Below are 21,210 nucleotides of genomic sequence, written 5' to 3'. Positions count from 1 at the left end.
GGTTCAATATGAACTCAATATGAACAAATCAAAAAAACTTGGTGTACATTTGGTGTACATGCCCAAGTTTCTTGTTCAACTCTTTTTAGTTGGCGAGTGCGTCGTCGGTAACACGATAAGAAATAACGTGCCTTTACCGACCTCACTTTGAACCTCAATCGTTCCATCGTGCATATCAATGATTTTCCTTACAATAGCAAGCCCAAGACCACTGCCGCTATCGCGCTGCCTGGCTTGATCCACCTTATAGAATCGGTCAAAAATTCGACCTTGCTCATCTAATGGAATACCGATTCCATTATCTTGAATCCATATTTGAACCCGGTCACGAAGTGGAACTAGTTTGATATAAATATGTCCACCCGTCGATGTGAATTTGATCGCATTACCAATCACATTCATCCACACTTGGCTTAATTGATCGCTATCTGCAAAGATTTTCACACGAGGCAGTGCCAGATCCATATCCAATTCTTTCATAGACCATTGCGGTTCATAGAATACAACAATACGACGCAATTGCTCGTCTAAATCATAGATCGTAGGATGAAACGGATGATGCTCGGATTCCAACGAAGCTAGCTTCAGTAAATTCTCGCTTAGACGAGACAGACGTTCGCTCTCACGTTCAATGATCTCCAAGTATTTAATCCGATCCTGCTCAGCGATTTCCGATTCCCTTAACGCTTTGGAAAAGCCGCGAATCGAGGTCAGCGGGGATTGGATCTCATGTGAGACATTCGAGACAAAATCCTGACGCATCTGTTCCAACTGTTTAAGCTCTCCAGCCATATGGTTGAAGCTCTCTGCGAGTTTGCCCAATTCGTCCTTATTATTCACATTCACATTGACATTAAAATTACCTCGAGCCAGCTTCTCTGTCGCTAGAGTCAGCTTCTTCAGAGGATTAACTAGATAACGCGAAGCGATCAGAATAAGCATGCTCCCCACGATGAGGACAATAGCAAGAACAAAGGTAATCAATGTCCGTATTTGACGGCTAGCATCCTCTGTGATATTCGTATGTATAAATAAAGCATAGTTCTGATTCCCAACTGTCAGCGGTACCCCTACTTTTATGGAGCTAATCCCACTGAAAAATCCACGTAGTGGTACTCCGAGATCTAAACTTTTATAAACATGCCCCTTTAACACATCAGCGACTTCTGTTGGTTGAATACGCGGTTTCCCTTTAGAATCCACAGGAATTCCCTTTATCGTTTCACCGTTAGACTCAAAAAGCGTAAATAAATAACTTTCGTTCAGTCTATTGCTCCCTGCTATAAAGGAATGCAAATTCTTCGGCTGCACTTCATTGCTTAATGTAACTATTTGACGTCCAACAGCGAGCATCTCGGATTGAAATTGCGTAGAAATCATATTCGTAAAAAAGTACATGGCTAAAGGAAAAGCGATAAGCACACTGGCCACTACAATTGCTAGAAAGGTAACAACCACACGTAAATAGAGCGATTTAATCATACCTTCACCTCAAGCCTGTAGCCTAAACCGCGTATGGTTGTAATCTGAAATCCTTCCGAGAAAGGTTCAAATCGTTCCCGCAATCGTTTGATGTGGACATCCACCGTACGTTCATCGCCTTCATAATCCATCCCCCAAATTTGCTCAATCAGCTGAGTACGCGTAAAGATTTGGCCCGCATGACTTGCGAATTTATAGAGTAGCTCAAATTCTTTCAATGGCAACGTAAACCGCTGATCCTGATAGCGTACTTCATATGTTGTTCGATCGATGGTCACGCCACCTATGAAAATGACTTGTGAAGAATGAATACGATATCGCTTTAATAGCGCCTTGACTCTCATGACTAACTCTACGGGGTCAAAAGGCTTTACTAAGTAATCGTCGGTCCCGAGCTGGAAGCCCTTCACCTTATGTACAGATTCACTCTTCGCAGTCACCATCAACAAAGGAAGTTCCGGGTAATGCGATCGCAATTCGCGGCATAGCTCCCAGCCATCCATCATAGGCATCATAACATCCAGCACGACTAGGTCAGCAGGAACGGATTCCATAAGACTTAGCGCCTCTTGACCATTGCTGGCTTGCACAACAGTTAGGCCTTCCCCTGCCAAATAAACGCGAATCAACTCTCGGATATCCGCGTCATCATCAACAACCATAATACGAGTCATGCAAGCACCGCCTTTCTCTTCCCCGTACAGCTACGCTAAATATGCGATCGGATCCTTAGAACCCGCTTCTTCGAAGCCTTTCAACCGCAATCGACAACTGTCGCATTCGCCGCAAGCTTCTGCTTTACCATTGTAGCACGATGTTGTCAGCTCATATGGAACACCGATTTTCAATCCTTCTTCTACGATCTTCGCTTTCGTCCAAGAGATCAATGGTGTTTCAATCGTAATCCCCTTGCCTTCGACACCGACTTTGGTTGCCAGCGCAATAACTTCTTCTACTTTGTGGATGAATTCAGGTCGACAATCCGGGTAACCGCTGTAATCTAATGCATTCACACCAATGTAAATGGCTTGTGAACCCGTGACTTCTGCATAGGAAGTTGCAATGGAAAGAAATAATAAATTCCGTCCCGGTACATAAGTAACAGGGATTTCTTCAGTCTCAGGAGCATTTGTCACATTGGGAACAGCAATCGTATCGTCGGTCAGAGCACTCCCACCGAAATCGCGCAGGAAATCTAACTTGATGATTTTGTGACGCGCTGCAACCCCATAATGCTCAGCAACTTGCTTGGCATTCTCTATTTCAATCTTGTGACGCTGTCCATAGTCAAAAGAAATCGGAAACAACTCATAGCCCGCTTCCTTGGCAAGTCCCATACATGTCGTACTATCTAGACCGCCGCTAAGAATGATGACGGCTCTTTTTTGATTTTCACTCATACCTAAGCACCTCTTTATATTAATTGGAAAATGGCACTGTACACGTCGTGTACAATGCCTATTGGCTAGACGCCGCGCATTGCTGGGTCCCAAATAATCTTATGCAACTGCATATTAAGCTTTACTTTTGATAGCCCTTCGGCCAGCATCAGATCGACCAACTTACGCGGCGGCATCGTTTCCCACACGGGACTGAACATCGGCAGCGCCTTCGTTGGATACTCTTGAAGTACGTTAACTGCTGTACGGAAGTCGAGATCGCTACCGATAACAAACTTCAACTCATCTTGCTCGCGCAGAAGCTCGAAGTTACTATAGATCATCTGATCCATTTCGCCGGAATCCGGCAGCTTGAAGTCCATAACGTAGCGCACCTTAGGCGACGATACTTGCGAGATAAACGGTGCGAGGTCAATCGCCCCATTCGTCTCGATGTGCAGGTCGTCGACCTGCGCAAGCTCTGCGAGCGCCTCGATCAACGCGAGTGATTTGTTGCCGTACAGGAGCGGCTCGCCGCCTGTTAGGCAAATATGCCGGGAGCGGAACGTCTCTACCTTGCTGATAATTTCAGCAATGGTCATGACGTTCTCGGCTTCCGCCGGCGGGTAGCTGTACGTGGTATCACACCACGAGCAGCGCAGGTTGCAACCAAAAAGACGGACGAAGATGGTTGGGAACCCGGCACGGGTTCCCTCCCCTTCAACCGTCTCGAAGATCTCGACCATGGGAATGCGAATATCACGCATTACAGATCCTCCTCCATCATCGAACGAGTGATGGCTGCATAGCTAGTCGGCGTTTCCCATAGGCGAATCTCGTCCAAAGAAATGGCTGGATACAGCTTCTCATCAAGCAAGGCTTGATGAATTTCTTCGTAGATCCAAACTACCATATTCTCAGCCGTCGTATTCATCGGCGGCAATACGTCGTTCAGATAGCGATGATCCAATCGATCAATCACACGTTCTTTCGTAATTCTTTTGATATCTCCAAAATCAATTGCGATCCCTCGGCTATCCACTTTTCCCCGCATAATCACTTGCAGCTTATAAGTATGGCCATGTAGACTTTTACATTTTCCCTCATAACAATGCAGATGATGCGCACTGTCAAACGTAAATTCTTTGGAAATCAAAACGGATTTATGGTGATATTTCAATTGGTTCTCTTGGATGTCACGCCCCAACTCTTGCACATTTACTGGGATTTCATAGCTCATTATAATCACCTCATATATTCAAAAAAAACAGTACTCTACATTATATCATAAATAGACAGAATGTCACCTACTAGGATGGCAAGGAAGAATTTCGCTCCTTCTTTTGCATCCAATCTAAGTGTCCGCGGATCTCTTGCATACGCACATTCTCATCGCGCAAATCTGTCTCAATTAAAGCAGTTAATCGCTCAATTTGTCCAACGACAGAATCAGGAAGCTCGACTTCTTCAAGTGATTTCACAATATAGAGTAAGCATTGTAAGGTTTCATCCATCAAGCTCTTCTTTTTTCCTGTCAATACGACTTCGCTCAAAAAAACAAGGTGATTCAACTCTTTTTGCGAAAATTTCAAGAGAAACAACCCCTTTCTTTTTCCATTATCCAACATTTTACGACAACGGGAAAGTCTCTCTTGACATGATCAACTATAACATTTATGATTACAGTAAATTGTTACAAAGTTGTTTACAGTTCATCGAGCGCTTACCAAAGACTAACATGCATGCTTTTCGATGGTTGAACAACAATATACAGAACTAATTTTAATCCTTGGAGGGATCCGTAATGAGCACACAAGTACAAAATGAAGTTTTGAAAGTAATCGAAGATCGTCACTCGGTAAAGCAATACCAAACTGGGCACACAATGCCTAAAGCTGATCTTGAGCAAATCTTAACTTCCGCTGCCTTGGCACCATCCGCTTGGAATCTTCAGCATTGGAAGCTTCTTGTTATCGACGACCAAGCACAAAAAGAAAAACTGCTTCCAATCGCTTACGGCCAAAAACAAATCGTTGAAAGCTCTGTCGTTATCGCCGTTCTTGGTGATCTTGAAGCCAACAAAAATGCGCAAGCTGTGTTCGGTCCAGCGGTTGCTGGCGGGTTCCTTCCACAAGCTGTAATGGATACGCTAGTTGCACAAATCGAAGGCGCGTACCAATACCCACAAGTTGCACGCGATGAAGCGATTCGCAATGCTTCGCTTGCAGCAATGAACTTGATGCTTGCAGCAAAAGCACTTGGCTACGACACTTGCCCAATGGGTGGTTATGATGCTGGCAAATTCGTAGAAGCTTTCAATGTTCCTGCACGTTATGTGCCTGTTATGTTGATCAGCGTTGGTTTGGCTGCTACGCCAGCACGCGCGGCTGGTCGCATTTCGTTAGATCAAATCACAGTTTCTAACTCTTTCTAATAACAGTTCATGTAGTAAAAGGCATGTCTCTCATGTTAGGGTGAGAGATCATGCCTTTTTTTGTTCATTTCGGTTAGTGAATTTGTTCGGTTTCAAACATAATTTCGTCGATCAGCTTATTCCGGTAGAGCATAGATAAATTGAAGGTTTCGTATTCCTTCTCTTTATCTAACTCATCTAACAACAATGTGGCGATCAGCTCTCGATCATCCGAATCTCCGGGCTCACGAAAATCAATAAATCCTGTGAGCTGCCGCGAGCTAATATCCACCGTTGCGGTTCCGATCGGTAAACCGCCGTAGGATTGCTGATAAATCTCATAAGATAACGTATCCAAATCATCTCTAACCAAAATGATTGAATAGTCGTCTCGTGTTGGTATCCACATATCATCTTCAGATTGAATGTCATCCACCAAATCCAGCATATCAATATGCGTTAATTCCACTGTATCAACGGTCTCACCATTAAAAATCATATGGAACACGAACGAATCGGTCTGTTCTTCATTGAAATCTGCCACCATAAGTTCAGTGACAATGTCCATCTCTTCATCAAAAGGATCAAATTTCCACGTAATATCCCCGATCACTTCGGACCCATATATATGCAGGATGGCTTCTGCGATTAACTCAGCATCCTTATCATACACGTGATATTCGACACTGCTCCTATTTTCGTTAACGATGACGAGTTCATATCCCTGTTCTTTCTTCCGTTCTTCCAGCATATCCAGCTGTTCCGCAGACAAATCCGACTCCTGATCATCCAGGCTTATATCTTCCCTTAGCCACGAATAATCTATTCCATCATCATGCAGGAGGTCTACACTCGATATATAATCCTCTTGAATGTCCAACGGCTGAACAGCATGCTCGGTCACAATGACAAAATCATAATCACTATAGCTAACCGTAACTTCACACTGGGCGATTCCAAGCGCATCAATCACATCCTGGATATAGGACTGGGCAAAATCATAAACCGCTTGCTTATTCACAATCGTGATGGATTGCTGCTCCAGATGAATCGCGCCTTTGAGACGATCCGATTCCCTGTAGACTAGCGTTAACGTACCGACAAACTCCCCATTGTACATAATATCGCAGACTTCGCCGCCTGCTGTTTTCAGGTCGGGTCTAAGCATAATATCGGCCACGACTTCGTCGCCTCCTCTACAGATCTTGTGTCATTCTTCTGTAGCATGCCCATTATCGACCAAAATATGAGTAATCAGGATATCCGTCTATACACTTCTGCCCCCACTTACATATCTTATCTTATAACAATCACCACGAAAGGAGGGAATGTCCATGTCAGGAGTAGGAACTTCATCAGCTGCGGTTTTAGTTCTTTTTATCCTTCTTGTTATCATAACTAGCGCATTCGTTATCTAATAACTAATGTGAAAGCCAAAAGACGATCTCCTGCCCTTTGAGGCATGGAGATCGTCTTTTAATTTTTGGGTTGTTGCTCGGCTTGGTTCAGCCGTTGACGCTCTGTCTCAATGACATTTAGCTTCGCTGAAAGTATCTCCGTTGCACCTGGTTTTTCCTTGAACTGAGTGAAAATCTGTTTCGCCTTCGCAAGCTTCCCCGATCGCATGGCCAATTCGCCAAGCGAAGTCGCTGCTTTCCACTCGCCAATGTGATAATCAGCGCTAACACTGCCGCGGTAATTAGGCAAGCTGGTCAGCGACTGCTTAATACTCGTTTCTGCTAATTGCAGAAGTTCATCGGCTTGTCTCATTCTCACTTGTGCAAGCAAATAGTGCGCATCAGGGAAATCAGGCGAGTGCCCGAGTGCCTTGTGGCAGAAGGCCTCAGCTTCGGAATAATTTTTGCGCTGCAGCACGATTTGTATCAAGAATCGGTAGATCTCAGGCATCCGGCCGAATAAGGGAGTTTGGAGGCCCAGGCGTTCGGCTTCTATTAGTGACTCGAGTGCTTGATCTTCCAGACCGAGTCCTAGAGACTCACGCCCGTAGAATAACCAGTGACCAGGATTCTCGGGCTCTTCTTCTATCATAAGCTTTAGTAAACGGAGATTACGCTCTAGCTTGCCCTTGCTTTGAAGAACTGCTGGTTCATAGCCGTGATGATCCAATCTGATTTTAACTGCTCTACGATACGTATCGAGCTGATAAATACCTTTTTCCGTAGCTATTTGCTCGTGAATGCGTCCAAAGTAACGAAGTCCTCGTTGTGCTGGGAACATCCGTACTTGAGAGAAATCATGTTGAACGGTTCCGTTTATTCGATTCAAATGCCAGACATGCAGGGCAGGTATGATCTCTGATTGGTTAAACACACTAGCAGCCTCGCGGATGGCATTGACATCCTCAGGTATCAAAACCTCATCGGCATCGATCCATATGACCCAATCTGTCTGAACGTGCTGTAGACCGATATTCCGTGCTGCTCCAAAGTTATCTTCCCATAAGATCGGGACAACCTTTACCTTCGGAAATTGCATGGCTAGGCTGCGAGTCTCGTCCGTCGATGAATCCACAAGCAGGATTTCATCGACAGCTCCTTGCAGAGCAATGATACATTTCGCAATATCCGCGGCTTCATTGTGCGAAAGAATCGCCGCGGTCACCGTCACCTTGGGAACATACAAAAGATCCTCTACGTCCGGTCTCGGATTTCCCTGTGGGATCTTCTCCATCGCCTTGTAGATGTGATTGACCCACTTGGCTTGCGGATCCAACAGCCAAGCACGGTCGAAGACCCGCTTCGCTGCACCTGCTTGTTGCTGTAGGAGCAGCGTTTCACCGAGCATCACCCAGAGCTGAGCCTCAAGTGGTGATTGCTTGATAGCTAGGAATAATTCATTCTCTGCTTCTTGAAGATAATTAGTTTGAATGAGAGAGATGATGTGATTATATTGTGACATCTTATGGCCTAATAAATGGAATCTTGAATATGCGACTGCCCATTTCTTCGCTAAAGTCTGGAAGAGTAATCGTTAAAACAGTGCCATTCGGACTCACATTATCCAGAGTCAAAGTATAATCCTCTGAGTCGTTAAAGCCATATGTCACATCTGTAACAGTTGTCATTGAGACATAATCGTAGAAATACTCCGTGAAATCTTCCCAATCAAATTCACTATCTCCAAATAGAGAACTAAGGGTAATGGATTGAGTCGTCCCCGAACGTGTAGGCTCAATTACTTTAACTTCAATATCGTTTTGAAACCAGACTGTCTTATCAATTGGTTCATTAAAGACAGAATAAACTTTCAATTTGGATTTAGTATTTGCTGTATTCCCTGCAACAATTTTAATCTCGTCGTTTTCATTATCCCAAATTGGTGTTGCCGCGTGGATGATCTCTGATTGGGGATATTTGATATCTAATAAACTCTTATCATAGTCAAACCACCCTTGTTTTTCGAAAGTGAAACTGCTTTCACCTGCGTTATTTGAAGCATAAAGATCCATAATTTGCGGTATGTTTTCATTATAATCTCCATATTCGCTATAATTAAGCGTAATAGTAGCGGGCAAAGATGGTGATAACTGGTTAAAAGTGTCTTTAGCTTTCAAGTTAGTAATATTGATTTCGCCATTTACCGCTGTATAATGTTCAGGAAGATTACTTAGTAGCGACCTAATATTCTCATATGACAATGTACTCGTTGAGAATGAAATGGGTTGAGGATAAGTAATATAAGTACCACTTTCATAGCCATTTGTAAAACTTACCTCAGCCGAATATTGTAGATTTTGAGAAGGTGCATCATAGAAAATTTCATTCAAATCAAGTTCTGAATTTGATGATAAATCAAGTTCATTACCAACCGTGGCTAAGTGTGAAGCTAGCGGTGTGTCTTTTATCGTTGGTTTTGGGTTGTCAACCACCTCAATTGTGAACGGTTGGGATGCCAACACACCACCACGACTATCTAGGGCAACAGCCGTAAATGTACTTTCGCCTACCCGTAAACTCTCAACAATCCAACTATTATAATCCGACTTGTAGACAAATCTAGCAGCTGGTGTAATTTCTGAATTATCAATATTGTCAAATACGACAGCAGTAATATTATCCCCATCCACATCACTAAAAAATGAGCTTAGTTGCGGTGTACTTAAATAAAAAAAAGAACCTAGTTCTAAACTTCCATTTTGAAACGGATTGTAAAAATTCTGGGGATTCAAGATAGGCGGATTATTTCCCTCAACATTTCCAGTGGAGTTCTTAGGACCTATTCCACTAAGTAAAGCTTTTGCTTGGGTTGGGGATGTACTATTTATTGCTTTTTTTGCAACATCACTAATATCATAATTTCTTTCTTCCGTTGTGGTTGCATCACTAACAACTGTCACATCAAATGTATCCTGACTAGTGTTATTATTCCATGAGACGGTGAAAGTCGCAGTCCCTGGGCGATAAGGGTGTATTTTCAATAGGCCTTCAGCGCTGTAACCTGGTTCGTTATAAGCAAAAAGATCTCCACTTCCATAACTATTCACACTCGTTACTTCAAAACCATTAATATTTTTACCATAAATTGCTTTTAAATTACGTATTGGAATTGTACCATCCATAGGAACAATTAAATTTCCAATTTTATCACTGGAATACATCTCTTCTGGCATTGGTGAACTGCTCACAGCCGCATAGGTAACAGGTGAGACATCCATTAAAAATGGAGCAGTTACCAAAGCAGTACCAACCATAATTGCAGCAGTTTTTTCCTTTTTCGAATACAGCTTTCCTTGTTTCGTCAACTTTGATCACATCCATCGTCTATTATTCTTTCTCTCATTCTATCATAGGAAATAAGTACTAAAAACCCCTAAAACGACAAAAAACCTCAAAAATCGAGGTAATTTATCTGAATTTCAATATTAAAAACAGTACTTTCGTATGGCTTCATGTACGCCTTCATTATTATTGGAAGAAGTCACCGCATCTGCGGCTTCTTTCACATCGTTCGGTGAATTCTCTACCGCAATCCCTAACCCCGCGAAACGCATCATTTCCAGATCATTATAATAATTACCAATAGCCATAATTTCTTGTGCTTCAACATCTAGCGTAGCAGCCAACGCCTTCAATGCGTTCCCCTTATTGGCCTGCGGATTCATCACATCAATGAACAAATCTCCACTGCGAATCATCCTCAAATTCCCATAAAGCATCTGCTCCTCCCACTCCACTTGAACTCGATCCAACACATCCGGTTGGGCAAAAAGCGTAAATTTAACAATCGGCACGCCGAGCTCTGAAACAGATGTGACAAGTTTAGGATTGATGAGAAACTTCTGATACATCATCTTCTCATACTCGCCGACACGTTCGATATACATATTAAATGCTGTGCATACATCGAAGTGAATCCCCGCACTGCGAGCATACGCCAACATACTTTCGATTTCGCTAATTTCAAAAGAAAACTCATTTACCAGCGACTGACCTCGCTCATCGGCATGAACAGTTACTGCTCCATTGTGGGTGATCATCGTTCCTTCCAAACCCAATTGCTCTAGGATCGGTAACGTACTTGCCGGCGCTCTCCCCGTACATAGCACAATATGACAGCCTTGATCATGAACCTCTTGTATCGTTTCAATCGTTTGATCTGTTAATTCATGATGATCGTTAAGAAGTGTTCCATCTACATCCAGTGCGATTAATCGATAGTTCAAGATATTCGCTCTCCCTCGCCTTTTTATCGATTAATTGTACCATAGGTGTAACTCCAGATCACCGACATACTTATTGCACTCGATGTACGCCAATAGATTGCTGTACATTCCCAATAATTTCAATTGGAATATCCTCATTTTTTACAGTGCCATTCTCATATGTAATCTGAAAATGAATCGTTTGTGCCCCAGTCGGCAGCCCCTCCGTGAAGGATTGGAATTTACTATCGAATAGTTCGGCACTATACATGTTGTTATCACCTAACTGGGGTAATAGTTCCTGTGAAACATACAAGGATTGACCGTCCAGACCAATTGTGTCTATCCAAGCGATCACCTCCACTACTGGGGCGGATGCACTCCGACTTTTCACCACGAATATCTCTCCTGAATAAAATTGTTTCGGATTTACTTGTGTTTGGTGCCCCTTCTGATTATGCAAAATCAACCAATTGTCCATGTAAGTCACCTCAGCGTTTATGGTCAAGGGCAATGCTAGGATCATTTTGTCTACTGATGTAGTAAGAATCCCATCCGTAACGGTGAGAGTCACTTTGTAACTACCTGGCTCTGCGAATTTTTGTATAAAATTAAACGATGAAAAAGTCCATGTAATTCCCTCTGGCCCCTCAACGGTCCATAAATAAGATAGCTCATCGCCATCAGGATCGATCGAAGTATTGGTAATCCGCACTTCATCGCCTTCCCAGACAGGCTTAGGACTCCAATCGAAATCAGCTATAGGAGCGCGATTAATATACATCCAAGTTTGCTCGGAGTAGTCTGACCAGACAACACCATCGAAAGTTCGTACACGTACTCTTAACTTTTGTCCAGCAGGCAAATTGGCATTCACTTGCCAACTTCCTGTTGTTGAGGTCGTCCCTTGCCAATATGGACCAGTATCCAAGATCATGACAGTATTCGCTTCATTCGTAATTTGAATGTGAAAATAATGAAATGTCGTACTTGGGTCAGGGTCAATCTGAGTCCATCGTATAACCGGTGTGAGCGTGTGAAGTATTGATGGTGAAGCTTGTGTACCATTTGGATCCAACATAGTTGCTGTTGGCGGACGATTGGTAACCATCCACCATGTATTGGACCAGGCGGAAGCTTTACCTCCTTCATCCCATACTCTAACCTGTACTTGATACAGCCCTCCTGGTGTTAGCGTTGTGTCAAGAGTCCATGACCATGAGGTAAGCGAAGTATTGAAAGTTTCAACCTTACATTCCACACAATTTCCCCACTGATCTTTCACCGAAACTTCAAATTGTGTAAAGAAGCTGCCCGCATCGGGATCTTTTTGATTCCAATATATGGTTGGAATTAGCGAAACATATGAAGGCGATCCCTGTGTTCCAGTTGGGAATGTTAGTGTGGCAGTAGGTGCATTATTAGGCAATGGAACGGTAATGTTTATTGTTGCTTCGACAAAATCGCTCCAAGCTCCGTATTCGTCTTTCACGGCGAGATAAGCGTAGTAGTCTCCCGACTCAATGGGACGAGTCGGTAAAGACGCTGATGAAACTCCCGATGGAGAAACAAAGTAGGACATTCTTTCGTAAATTCCCTTATTTGCGTCATAACTAGACTGACAACTTAGATTCGCATAACAACGGTCAGGGTCGTAAGACGTGTCCGTATTTCCTATTGATCCATCTCCGTTTAGATAGAGAGCTAATCTTGCTATCGGCTTGCGATGAACCGTAATGTCTGAGTAGTAAATTGGGCTAGCTTTTCGGTAGGATCCAAAGACATTAGATGGATAGAGAAAGTCTGGTTGTGGATCATCAACAACTTTGTAACCAACACGATACTTGCCAACCTTAGAAAAAATAGGCTTGGCTGCGGTACTGGTGTACATTGCCTCAAATCCAGACTTTCCATCTCCAGCATCAAAGAACATGGTGCTGTCTGTTTGCTGTACAGTCCACTCCGTGAGCGGAGGAGCTATCGGGTCATTCTCAGCATCCGTTACAATAGTGTCATATTCCGCAGGCTCGTCAACAAGAACTACACCTAAAGAATCTTCTGACGCGCTGTCTGGATATTTCTCCGCTATGATAGATTTGAACTCTGTATAAGCTACTTCGGTATACGGGCCAACATATCCCTCAGATAAAAATGTATTGTCGTTTAGAATAATGTAAGGAACACCTTGGACATATACTTTAATCTGATTCCCAAGCGCACGTACTTTTAGGTTAACCCATGAGGTGCCGACAGCAGTGATCGTCTTTGTTTCTAGATACGTTTTTACTCCGTTCACGATCTTGAGTAGAGAAACGGTATTCGCATCAACTTCTACGCGATACATGTTTCGATTATCTTGCATACGGAAAGAAACTCCAGCAGGCACGTTTTCATAAGATCCGTTGTTATAAAACCGGAAGGATGTGCTCAATGCTACGTTCTTTATTAGCTTGTTGTTCTGTAGCTGACCAATATTTCTAGTGATTCCGTTGCCCATCACCACTTCCTTGTTTGCGCCAGTTCCTGAGCCTCGGACTAAGTTTACACTAATAATACTTGTTCCGTTATAGATCAATCCCCCTGGGTATATCCGAGTTCCCGCGTACAAGCTTGCGTTTGTAGCCGCATCTTTTCCTCTATCGGATAATGAAGCCACAGCTACAGCATCTATGGGAACTTGGCCTGCTGTGTCAACGCAGTTTACATTACCATTACCATCATGCGTTAACTTAAGCGCCTGTGTGAACCAATTTGGTGTAGCTTTCCATTGATATTCATCTTCAGAATAATCGTACGTTAAACTGTACTTGTTGTAGTTTACGATGTAATAAACGATGTTTGGATTATGTGCATCCAAAAAGGTGCGCTTGGTATAGTCGCTCACTCGATTATTAGTGTCAAGCGAAGCGATAGGTGCTGGGCAACTTATACTACTGATAGTGTTATCTTTTACTATCTGTATGTTTGGTTGTAACCCGTACGTAGATTTTATGGAGTTAGGGTTGTCATAGACATGCGTGTTACCAAAAGAAGCTATGGTGGTTGTGCTTTGATCAGGTACCGTTGAGGAATACCTAGATTCCCCAGTAGTTAGCATCTTTGTCGCGTAGTCTTGAAACTTTAATCCTGTATTAAATTTGTAGGTGTTCATCCAACCAGTCATAGTGGCAACAGCCGTAGTCGCGTCATAGATCAGTGGCTTGGCTACACGCAAAGAAGGATCTATGCGATCTAAAACGATTGGATACACGGCAACTGAACCATCGTTGTTTCCAATAACACCCCGACTTAATGAATGACCATCCATGCTAAAAGTTAAGCATGGAACTCTTTTTGAACAACTATATGTGCTAGTTTTGACGTGTGAGCTATTATAAGATTCATAATTAGATGACCAATCGGTTCCACCACCATCACTGTAGGTCGTGTATGATTCTATGGTGTAGTTTCCAGTTGATGGATTAACGTATATGAAGTGATTTCTAGTATCAGTACCATACCAAGAACCACTACCCCCACTATCCATGTTTTCTGAGTAAACGGTAAATCCTGTAAATACCGTACTGGTTGGTGTCACTAAGGCCCACGTCCGCGAATTCGTAGTGTCCTCATCTTCTCCGTCATCGAAGTTAGTTTGGCCCACCTGTAGTAGTAAATCTTTCAGTATGGGTATGTTACTTACATAACTAGGATTTGGTGGAATCGCAATTGAGCTAACTACGCTGTAAGTTGGCGACACCTCTTCAATTGTTTGATAAGAGTATTTATAGAAATCATTGGTTCCGCACTCTGCGGTAAACCCAACCGTAGCAAAGGTACACCGACTGGCAGGTAATGCGAGAAGATTACCAACCGAGTTGAGCCTGTACATATTAGGAACGGATGCTTGATCTAACGTGGAAGAAGCACTCTTTGCCAAATCCAATGGTTTTAATACCGTAACATCTGGAATAACAGGTGTGGTATTCTTCCCCTTTACAGTAAATGATGCGTCAGGTGCATCATCAACCACCTCTACAGTGAACACGCTAGCGGCATTCTTTCCGTAGTCTTCCTCAGCGTATGTTTGGAAGCAGTAGGTACCAACTTTTGTAGGTGTGAAGATGAAGTTATTTGCATCGTTGGACACGTCTGCGTAGCCAGTACAAACACCATTATTAGCCGCGTCATAACCCTGTCGAACCCTAAAGATAACTACATTGTCACCATCTGGAGAGTAAGATGTATTGCGCATGGTGTAATCCGTGTTTCTCACGGTGGCAATAGGTTTTTCAAGTGTAACAATTGGCGGATAATCAGGCGTCACTGTTAGATGATGTGTAGCTGGCTGTAATGACTTTAATCCGGTGTTGTCATACACATGCAGAGATAAATCGTACTCTCCAGGAGTGCTATAACTTGTAGCCCAAAGCCCTGTTTTTTCATCCTTGGTGTGATCTACTGTTCTACCTTCAACAGGTGAGTAAGAACTACTTACATCCAACGCTGGTGTGAGTATCCTATTTTCTTTTACTGTAGGACCACCAGTAATAATTGGTATGGGATTAGGAGGGATAACTTGTAAGCTTTCACAGTAGGTTGCACTTCGTTGGCTGTTTGCTGCTTTAATACATACGGTGTGCTCCCCAACCTCATCGGCCAATATGCCATTAAGTTGGTTGAATCTGATTGGCGATACGAGACTCTTTCTCGCGGGTATACCCGCGATCCAAGGTGTATCTACAGTAAAGTCCCACTCGTAACTAAAGCTGTAGTTTTGTATATCTTCGGCTTTGGTTATTTTGAGTGCAACGTTATCTCCTACGATTGCCTTCGTAATCTGAGTGCTGTAGTCATTTTTAAACCAAGCAAATTGAATATTAGGTGGTTGAACTGGTGGTGGATTCCCGATTGTAAAATTCGTGTTACCGATTGAACTCCAACTGCCACAAGTGTCTAGGACATCTGCAGAGACTGAGATATTCCCCGATCCAATACCTCCAAGATAATTAGGACCAATGTAGAAGAACATGGTCGTACCTTCCAGTTTTCCATCTACAATCCCGTTAAATGACATGTCGGGACTTTTGTAACTGTTACCTCGGCTATCTTCAAAAGAAACATTAAACTTGGAAGCCTTGCAACTTGGATCCGAGTCATTAACTTTGACAATTGCAAGGTTGTCTGACTTCCAAGGAATGTATGCTTTGTCCATACTTACAGTTCCGGTTAAATTTCCACCTGTATGTCCACAGCTCGCAACAGGAGATACATTTTTTGTGGTCAAGTTATTAGACTCGCTGGCCTCACTAATGGCGTTATTCGAATCAACAGCCAGTGTAATACTTTTGGAACTGGTAAAGGTGTAATTGACAGTTTCCGTTATAGGTGTGCTGCCCAAACCAGATGAGTAAGTATATGTTTTAAAGACTACTCCGTCTGCTGACAATGTAACATTGAAGGTTGTACCATTAGGAATTGCAATACCAATATTTTGAAATTTAATCGTTATGAGCGTACTTGCACCTGTTTGTACACAAGATCCTGCATCGATTGAAATATAAGTTAGATCGGCTTGAACTGGTGGTGTGTAGGTCACCTCGATGGACATTTGGTATTTGTAGGTATCACCTTTCCAAAGGCCAATGGCGTACATTTGATAGTTGCGGAGTAGACCATAGGGGCCGTTGTCAGTCTCATCAATTATTTGTCCATTGGGAACATTTCCACCATTGGATTTTCTTTCACCTAGCAACATCATAGTACGTATCATACCCTGACCAGCGATATTACCTTTACCAACCGAAAAAGGCTCAGCACCATAACTTGAGTTGAATTTCTCAGCGTCATACATTTCTATTGAACTTTGTACCAGTTTGTCTCCGTCTTTTATGGTTGCATCTGTTCCGAGTACATTTGCGTCTGTAGGATCATTAAACCAAAAGTTTGGTCTATCCACCTCATATGCGGTAGTAACCGCATAACCATCCCTATCGCAATCGTAAACAAAATCTCCACTAGCTTCATGACCTGGTTCGCCATCTTCCAAATACAGAGGTGAATTACACGAATAACGCAAGTCTGGTCCAAAATTACTTGGAACTCTGTAATCAAAGTCTGGTCCAGCATAACGCTTCTTACCAAAAATAGGTATTAGTCCAGGGTATTCAGATGGTGTTCCAGAAGCCCCCGTAAACTCTACTGGGTAAGGGTTTTTTTCACCCTTATGCTCCCATATCTTCCCCGGTGGTTGACGATAAATTTGATGCATAGGTTTCGTTTCAGATTTTCCGTGAACTATCATTTTTGTACCTTCTAATGCAGCAACTTTAATTATACTTCCATCAAAGGAAACCTTAGAAGAACGATCTACTCCATTACTCTTTAAGGTTACACTCGTAATAGTTCCAGATACAAAAGAGCTTATATCTTTGTCAAAGCTTTTTTTATCTGATGCCGAGTATTGTGCGTTTATATTTGTTGATTCAGAGTAAATGCCCAACTCAAAGTTGTAATGCAGCGTTTTGTTACTTGCAGCTTGTGCCTCATTAAGATTTAGAAGTGGGAACATTAAATCAAAAATTAGCAATAAGAACATGACACGACTAATAAAATGTTTCATAAGACAGTGCTCCCTTTATTTGGTTGCGAGCTTGATATGCTCACCAAGTATATCAAAACCAAATTCCCGGGATACTAGATTCCTCTTTCCAGCATATGCAACAAAACCTGTTTGAATTTTCGGTTTATCAAATCTAATCCAACGTTTGAGTTGTACTGCATCCTTAAGAAGAAACGCACCAGTCTGATCTAACAAAGTAAGTACTTGCTCAGGAAATAAACTAACATTTTGATCAACTCCAGACTGATCAACAGTAACTGTGAAGTTTGCTAGAACCACAGTATTCTTTGTTTTGTCTAAAGTTTCGTCAAAGGTCTCCATATCGATCAACGGCATAAAAGGATCTTCCGGATCGGATGGATCGGCAATAATCAACTGATTCAATTTCACCGTCACGCCAGTTCCATAAGTCCAGACAGTTCCAATTTCCTTCGGCTTCAAGCCAAGCATTGTTCCTACATTACTACCCGTTGCTTCGATTTCAGCTTTACTCATAGCATACTTATCAACAGGCAACTTCTCCCCACGTTTGGCTGCTAGAATACGCTCGATAACGGTCACAGCCTGCGCGCGTGTTGTCTTTCCATCTGGTGCTAATTCTCCCCCACTTAATCCATGAATTAATCCTAACTTAGTTGCATCTACAAAGTTACCGTTTGATGCTTTATCCACGGACTTAGTAGCAATCACGGCCATCTCGCCTCTAGTAATGGGAACCATCATATCGTCAGAATAAAAACTCTGGCTAAGCACTCCTTGATCCTGAAGCTCTTTTATATATGGCTTATACCAATTATCACCTTCAACTGTTGCGATGGATTTACTTTTTGTTGCAGCAGCAACAAGCTTCACAAACTCCGCCCTCGATATCTCGCTATCTGGTTTAAAGCTTCCATCTTCGTATCCATCCACGTAACCACTCTTCACAGCACCTTCAATAGATGCTCTAGCCCAATGACTTGAAATGTCCTTCAAACTATTACTTATCGGTGAATCCGCAGATGTTGTCATGGATTGACAAACGGTCACTACTAAGATAATCGAGGCTAAAAACAAAGCTTTTTTCATAATAATTCTCCCCTTTTTCTATATCATTGAAATTTTCAAAAAAACCAATTATTGGTAGTATCTCATTTCATATTTGTAAATGTCTACCTATTATCACTATAAACAGCAAAAACCACCCAAACATCGCTCAATTTGAGCAATATCCGAGCGGTTCTTCCGCACAAATAAATTCCATTACCAAGAAAATACCATATTCTAGTATTTTTGTATAGTTAATTTTGATTCTCGTTAGCATTCCGTAATGCGTTGAGTTCTTCTGAACTTAATTCTCTAACTTGACCTAAAGCCAAATCTGGATCTAGAGCCAGCGGGCCCATCGAAATTCTTTTAAGAAAAACAACTTGCTTGCCAACGGCTTGGAACATGCGTTTCACTTGATGAAATTTGCCTTCCATAATCGTTAATTCGATTTCGGAAGGGATTCCCGCAGCCTCATCACCAGTCTGTAAAATTGTCAGATCACCAGGCAACGTTTCGTAGCCATCATCCAAGGTCACGCCTTTACTAAATGCGTCCCGATCAGCTTCGGTCACTGCCCACTCTACTTTGGCGTAGTAGGTTTTCGGAACGTGTTTGCGAGGTGATAACAAGTTGTGTGCTAATTTCCCATCATTTGTGAGCAAAAGAAAACCTTCTGTATCCTTATCTAATCGGCCTACAGGGAAAACTTCGAACGGATCGTACGCCTCGTCCAAAAGATCAACTACCGTGCGATCTCGATTATCTTCGGTTGCGGAGACAACCCCTTGCGGTTTGTTCATCATCAGATAAACGAACTCGCGGTAAGTGACGGCTTCTCCATTCACGGTAATCGTGTCCTTATCTGGATTTACTTGCATGCCGCTGTCTTTGACCTTTACACCATTGACGTAAATGGCACCTTCTTTGGCCAGACGTTTAAGTTCAGAACGTGTGCCAACGCCTACATGGGCGAGTATTTTATCGAGTCGTTGTGTTTGTTTCATGACCGTTAGGTCCACCTCCAGCCGGGCGGATATTCGTTCTTCAGCATCCCGTCGAGCCATTTGCCCCAGCCGACGGGATGGTCGTCAATGCAGACTAGGCAGTAGCCTTTGGCTGCCTTGGTCTCTTCCGGATCGCGGAGTATCTCGCTCTCCGCGACTTCGAGCGTCTCGCCCTTCAAGTACCGAAGGGCTCGCTCGTCGCGCGAAGCCAAGCTCAGCGCTCGCTTGGCTTCGCGCAAACGCAGTCCCATGGCTAGCGCATGGGACGGCTCAAATCGGCCGCGGTGCAGCGCGCCGATGTACCAGCCCGGCCGCACGACTTTCAGTCCGTGCAGCTCGGGCAAGCCCGCCGGCGACGCATACGCGTGCTCGCCGTAACAGACTAGCCGCCTCAGGGCGAAAGGCTCGCTGCGCAGCAGCTCACCGGAGAACGCCTCCAGCGGCTCCAAGCTCACCCCCGTGCTAGGCGGCGCCTCTGCACGGCCCTTCCCGCGTAGCGCCTGACGGCTGCTACGCTTCCCCGCTGCCGCCACAAAGTCGGCAGCCCCCGCACTTGCACTTGCCCCCGCACTCGCTCTCGAGCTTTCCGCTCTTTCTCCTTCCCCCGCACTCGAACCTGCTCTGTCCCTTTCCCCCGCACCCAATCCTTCACCCAACCCCAAAACCGCCAAAAAATGCCCCTCACCCCGCAACTTATGCGGCCACAACCTCGCCGTCCCTGCAACTGCAGCTTTTGCCTTTTCCGAATAAGCATCCGCCTCACACCACGGTTCTCTTAACCAAGCCGGCCGGCCAGGACTGAATCCCTCAATAGGCACAACATCAAACGCAGGATACTTGTCCAGAAACTCAGCAATCTGAGCCTCATTCTCCTCCGGTGAGAACGTACAGGTCGAGTACACGATTCTTCCGCCAGGCGCCAACATAACAGCCGCTTGTCCCAACAATTCTCGCTGCATCGCAGCAAATTCCTGTACAGAATGACGCTCCCACTGTCCCATCATCTCTTCTTCCTTGCGGAACATGCCTTCACCTGAACAAGGCGCATCGATTAAGATTTTATCAAAATAGCCTTCAAAAGCCGTCAACATCCGTTCTGGCTTTTCATTCAACACAACGGCATTGCGCACGCCGAGCAGCTCTAGATTTTTAACCAAAGCTTTGACCCGATCTGAATGGATATCGTTAACAACCAACACACCTACACCTTGCAGCTTCGCGGCGATTTGCGTCGATTTCCCGCCAGGCGCTGCGCACAAATCCAGGACCTTCTCCCCTGGTTTTATCCTAAGCAATTCCACCGGTGCCATTGCACTCGGCTCTTGGATATAGTAAAGCCCAGCATGATAATAGGGATGCTTACCTGGACGTTCACCCTCTTCATAATAAAACCCCTCAGGTACCCAAGGTACAGCGGTCAGTTGAAATGGACTTTCTTCCAAAAATTCAGATCGTTCTACTTTCCCTGTGTTAACTCGTAATCCATAAACTCTCGGTTCTTCATAGGAAGCAAGAAAATGCTCAAACTCCTCTATACCCAGTAAATCAATCATTTTCTCCCTAAAAAGGGGAGGTAGCTGCTTCGCCATTCGACATCTTCGCTTTCTATATAAAATCCCATATGTTCAGACCTTTTGTTA

The 21,210-nt window shown here is 43.7% G+C and carries 16 protein-coding genes; 2 read left to right on the top strand and 14 right to left on the bottom strand.

Annotation, left to right across the window (positions count from 1 at the left end; translation table 11 throughout):
* Nucleotides 1-75: 75 nt before the first annotated feature.
* The 6 genes from ASG89_RS11445 to ASG89_RS11420 form a co-directional block, all read right to left on the bottom strand.
* Entirely contained in the window at nucleotides 76-1,482 is a 1,407-nt protein-coding gene (locus tag ASG89_RS11445; protein ID WP_057310701.1) for a sensor histidine kinase, read from the bottom strand.
* Nucleotides 1,479-2,156 carry a response regulator transcription factor gene (locus tag ASG89_RS11440; protein WP_057310699.1) on the bottom strand — a complete coding sequence of 226 codons (678 nt, stop codon included), beginning with the start codon at nucleotides 2,154-2,156 and terminating at the stop codon, nucleotides 1,479-1,481. The genes ASG89_RS11445 and ASG89_RS11440 overlap by 4 nt, the downstream gene beginning before the upstream one ends.
* Nucleotides 2,157-2,186: 30 nt before the next feature.
* Nucleotides 2,187-2,882 (bottom strand): 7-cyano-7-deazaguanine synthase QueC, encoded by a 696-nt coding sequence (queC, locus tag ASG89_RS11435; protein ID WP_057310698.1) that lies wholly within the window; start codon nucleotides 2,880-2,882, stop codon nucleotides 2,187-2,189.
* 65 nt (nucleotides 2,883-2,947) lie between these two features.
* Entirely contained in the window at nucleotides 2,948-3,628 is a 681-nt protein-coding gene (locus tag ASG89_RS11430) for a 7-carboxy-7-deazaguanine synthase QueE (RefSeq protein WP_057310697.1), read from the bottom strand.
* On the bottom strand, nucleotides 3,628-4,101 hold the full coding sequence (gene queD / locus ASG89_RS11425; protein ID WP_057310695.1) for a 6-carboxytetrahydropterin synthase QueD: 474 nt from the start codon (nucleotides 4,099-4,101) through the stop codon (nucleotides 3,628-3,630). The genes ASG89_RS11430 and queD overlap by 1 nt, the downstream gene beginning before the upstream one ends.
* Before the next feature lie 70 nt (nucleotides 4,102-4,171).
* Nucleotides 4,172-4,453, bottom strand: a complete 282-nt coding sequence (locus ASG89_RS11420; RefSeq protein ID WP_157276604.1) for a hypothetical protein — start codon at nucleotides 4,451-4,453, stop codon at nucleotides 4,172-4,174.
* A 212-nt stretch (nucleotides 4,454-4,665) separates the two neighbouring features.
* Here ASG89_RS11420 and ASG89_RS11415 point away from each other — a divergent pair, with 212 nt between their 5' ends.
* Nucleotides 4,666-5,295, top strand: a complete 630-nt coding sequence (locus tag ASG89_RS11415) for a nitroreductase family protein (RefSeq protein ID WP_057310691.1) — start codon at nucleotides 4,666-4,668, stop codon at nucleotides 5,293-5,295.
* Between the two features lie 73 nt (nucleotides 5,296-5,368).
* Here ASG89_RS11415 and ASG89_RS11410 read toward each other — a convergent pair whose 3' ends face one another.
* Nucleotides 5,369-6,454 carry a hypothetical protein gene (locus tag ASG89_RS11410; protein ID WP_057310689.1) on the bottom strand — a complete coding sequence of 362 codons (1,086 nt, stop codon included), beginning with the start codon at nucleotides 6,452-6,454 and terminating at the stop codon, nucleotides 5,369-5,371.
* Nucleotides 6,455-6,602: 148 nt separating this feature from the next.
* Between ASG89_RS11410 and ASG89_RS36275 the strand changes: the two genes are divergently transcribed.
* Nucleotides 6,603-6,692 (top strand): YjcZ family sporulation protein, encoded by a 90-nt coding sequence (locus tag ASG89_RS36275; RefSeq protein ID WP_414813255.1) that lies wholly within the window; start codon nucleotides 6,603-6,605, stop codon nucleotides 6,690-6,692.
* 58 nt (nucleotides 6,693-6,750) lie between these two features.
* Here ASG89_RS36275 and ASG89_RS11405 read toward each other — a convergent pair whose 3' ends face one another.
* The 7 genes from ASG89_RS11405 to ASG89_RS11375 form a co-directional block, all read right to left on the bottom strand.
* Nucleotides 6,751-8,193, bottom strand: a complete 1,443-nt coding sequence (locus ASG89_RS11405; protein WP_057310687.1) for a glycosyltransferase — start codon at nucleotides 8,191-8,193, stop codon at nucleotides 6,751-6,753.
* Between the two features lies 1 nt (nucleotide 8,194).
* Nucleotides 8,195-10,036 carry a hypothetical protein gene (locus ASG89_RS11400; RefSeq protein WP_057310685.1) on the bottom strand — a complete coding sequence of 614 codons (1,842 nt, stop codon included), beginning with the start codon at nucleotides 10,034-10,036 and terminating at the stop codon, nucleotides 8,195-8,197.
* Between the two features lie 120 nt (nucleotides 10,037-10,156).
* Nucleotides 10,157-10,957, bottom strand: coding sequence for a Cof-type HAD-IIB family hydrolase (locus ASG89_RS11395; protein ID WP_057310683.1), 801 nt, complete (start codon nucleotides 10,955-10,957; stop codon nucleotides 10,157-10,159).
* 70 nt (nucleotides 10,958-11,027) lie between these two features.
* Nucleotides 11,028-17,537, bottom strand: a complete 6,510-nt coding sequence (locus ASG89_RS11390; protein WP_057310681.1) for a PKD domain-containing protein — start codon at nucleotides 17,535-17,537, stop codon at nucleotides 11,028-11,030.
* Nucleotides 17,538-17,552: 15 nt separating this feature from the next.
* A complete protein-coding gene (locus ASG89_RS11385; protein WP_057310680.1) occupies nucleotides 17,553-18,605 on the bottom strand; it encodes an S-layer homology domain-containing protein in 1,053 nt (350 codons plus the stop codon).
* Between the two features lie 212 nt (nucleotides 18,606-18,817).
* Nucleotides 18,818-19,570: a pseudouridine synthase gene (locus tag ASG89_RS11380; RefSeq protein WP_057310679.1), complete on the bottom strand. Its 753-nt coding sequence runs from the start codon at nucleotides 19,568-19,570 to the stop codon at nucleotides 18,818-18,820.
* Nucleotides 19,571-19,575: 5 nt separating this feature from the next.
* Nucleotides 19,576-21,159, bottom strand: a complete 1,584-nt coding sequence (locus ASG89_RS11375; protein WP_057310678.1) for an RsmB/NOP family class I SAM-dependent RNA methyltransferase — start codon at nucleotides 21,157-21,159, stop codon at nucleotides 19,576-19,578.
* Nucleotides 21,160-21,210 lie beyond the last annotated feature (51 nt).

It is taken from the genome of Paenibacillus sp. Soil766 (assembly GCF_001428105.1).
Lineage (GTDB): Bacteria > Bacillota > Bacilli > Paenibacillales > NBRC-103111 > Paenibacillus_E.
The sequence above is the reverse complement of the archived record's forward strand: the minus strand, read 5'-3'. Positions and strand labels throughout refer to the sequence as shown.

Excerpts from the sequence above, each read along its gene's own strand:
- ASG89_RS11430 (WP_057310697.1), bottom strand. The coding sequence starts at position 3,628 with ATGCGTGATATTCGCATTCCCATGGTCGAGATCTTCGAGACGGTTGAA.
- queD (WP_057310695.1), bottom strand. The coding sequence starts at position 4,101 with ATGAGCTATGAAATCCCAGTAAATGTGCAAGAGTTGGGGCGTGACATC.
- ASG89_RS11405 (WP_057310687.1), bottom strand. The coding sequence starts at position 8,193 with ATGTCACAATATAATCACATCATCTCTCTCATTCAAACTAATTATCTT.
- ASG89_RS11375 (WP_057310678.1), bottom strand. The coding sequence starts at position 21,159 with ATGGCGAAGCAGCTACCTCCCCTTTTTAGGGAGAAAATGATTGATTTA.
- ASG89_RS11445 (WP_057310701.1), bottom strand. The coding sequence starts at position 1,482 with ATGATTAAATCGCTCTATTTACGTGTGGTTGTTACCTTTCTAGCAATT.
- ASG89_RS11385 (WP_057310680.1), bottom strand. The coding sequence starts at position 18,605 with ATGAAAAAAGCTTTGTTTTTAGCCTCGATTATCTTAGTAGTGACCGTT.
- queC (WP_057310698.1), bottom strand. The coding sequence starts at position 2,882 with ATGAGTGAAAATCAAAAAAGAGCCGTCATCATTCTTAGCGGCGGTCTA.
- ASG89_RS11440 (WP_057310699.1), bottom strand. The coding sequence starts at position 2,156 with ATGACTCGTATTATGGTTGTTGATGATGACGCGGATATCCGAGAGTTG.
- ASG89_RS36275 (WP_414813255.1), top strand. The coding sequence starts at position 6,603 with ATGTCCATGTCAGGAGTAGGAACTTCATCAGCTGCGGTTTTAGTTCTT.
- ASG89_RS11415 (WP_057310691.1), top strand. The coding sequence starts at position 4,666 with ATGAGCACACAAGTACAAAATGAAGTTTTGAAAGTAATCGAAGATCGT.
- ASG89_RS11380 (WP_057310679.1), bottom strand. The coding sequence starts at position 19,570 with ATGAAACAAACACAACGACTCGATAAAATACTCGCCCATGTAGGCGTT.
- ASG89_RS11390 (WP_057310681.1), bottom strand. The coding sequence starts at position 17,537 with ATGAAACATTTTATTAGTCGTGTCATGTTCTTATTGCTAATTTTTGAT.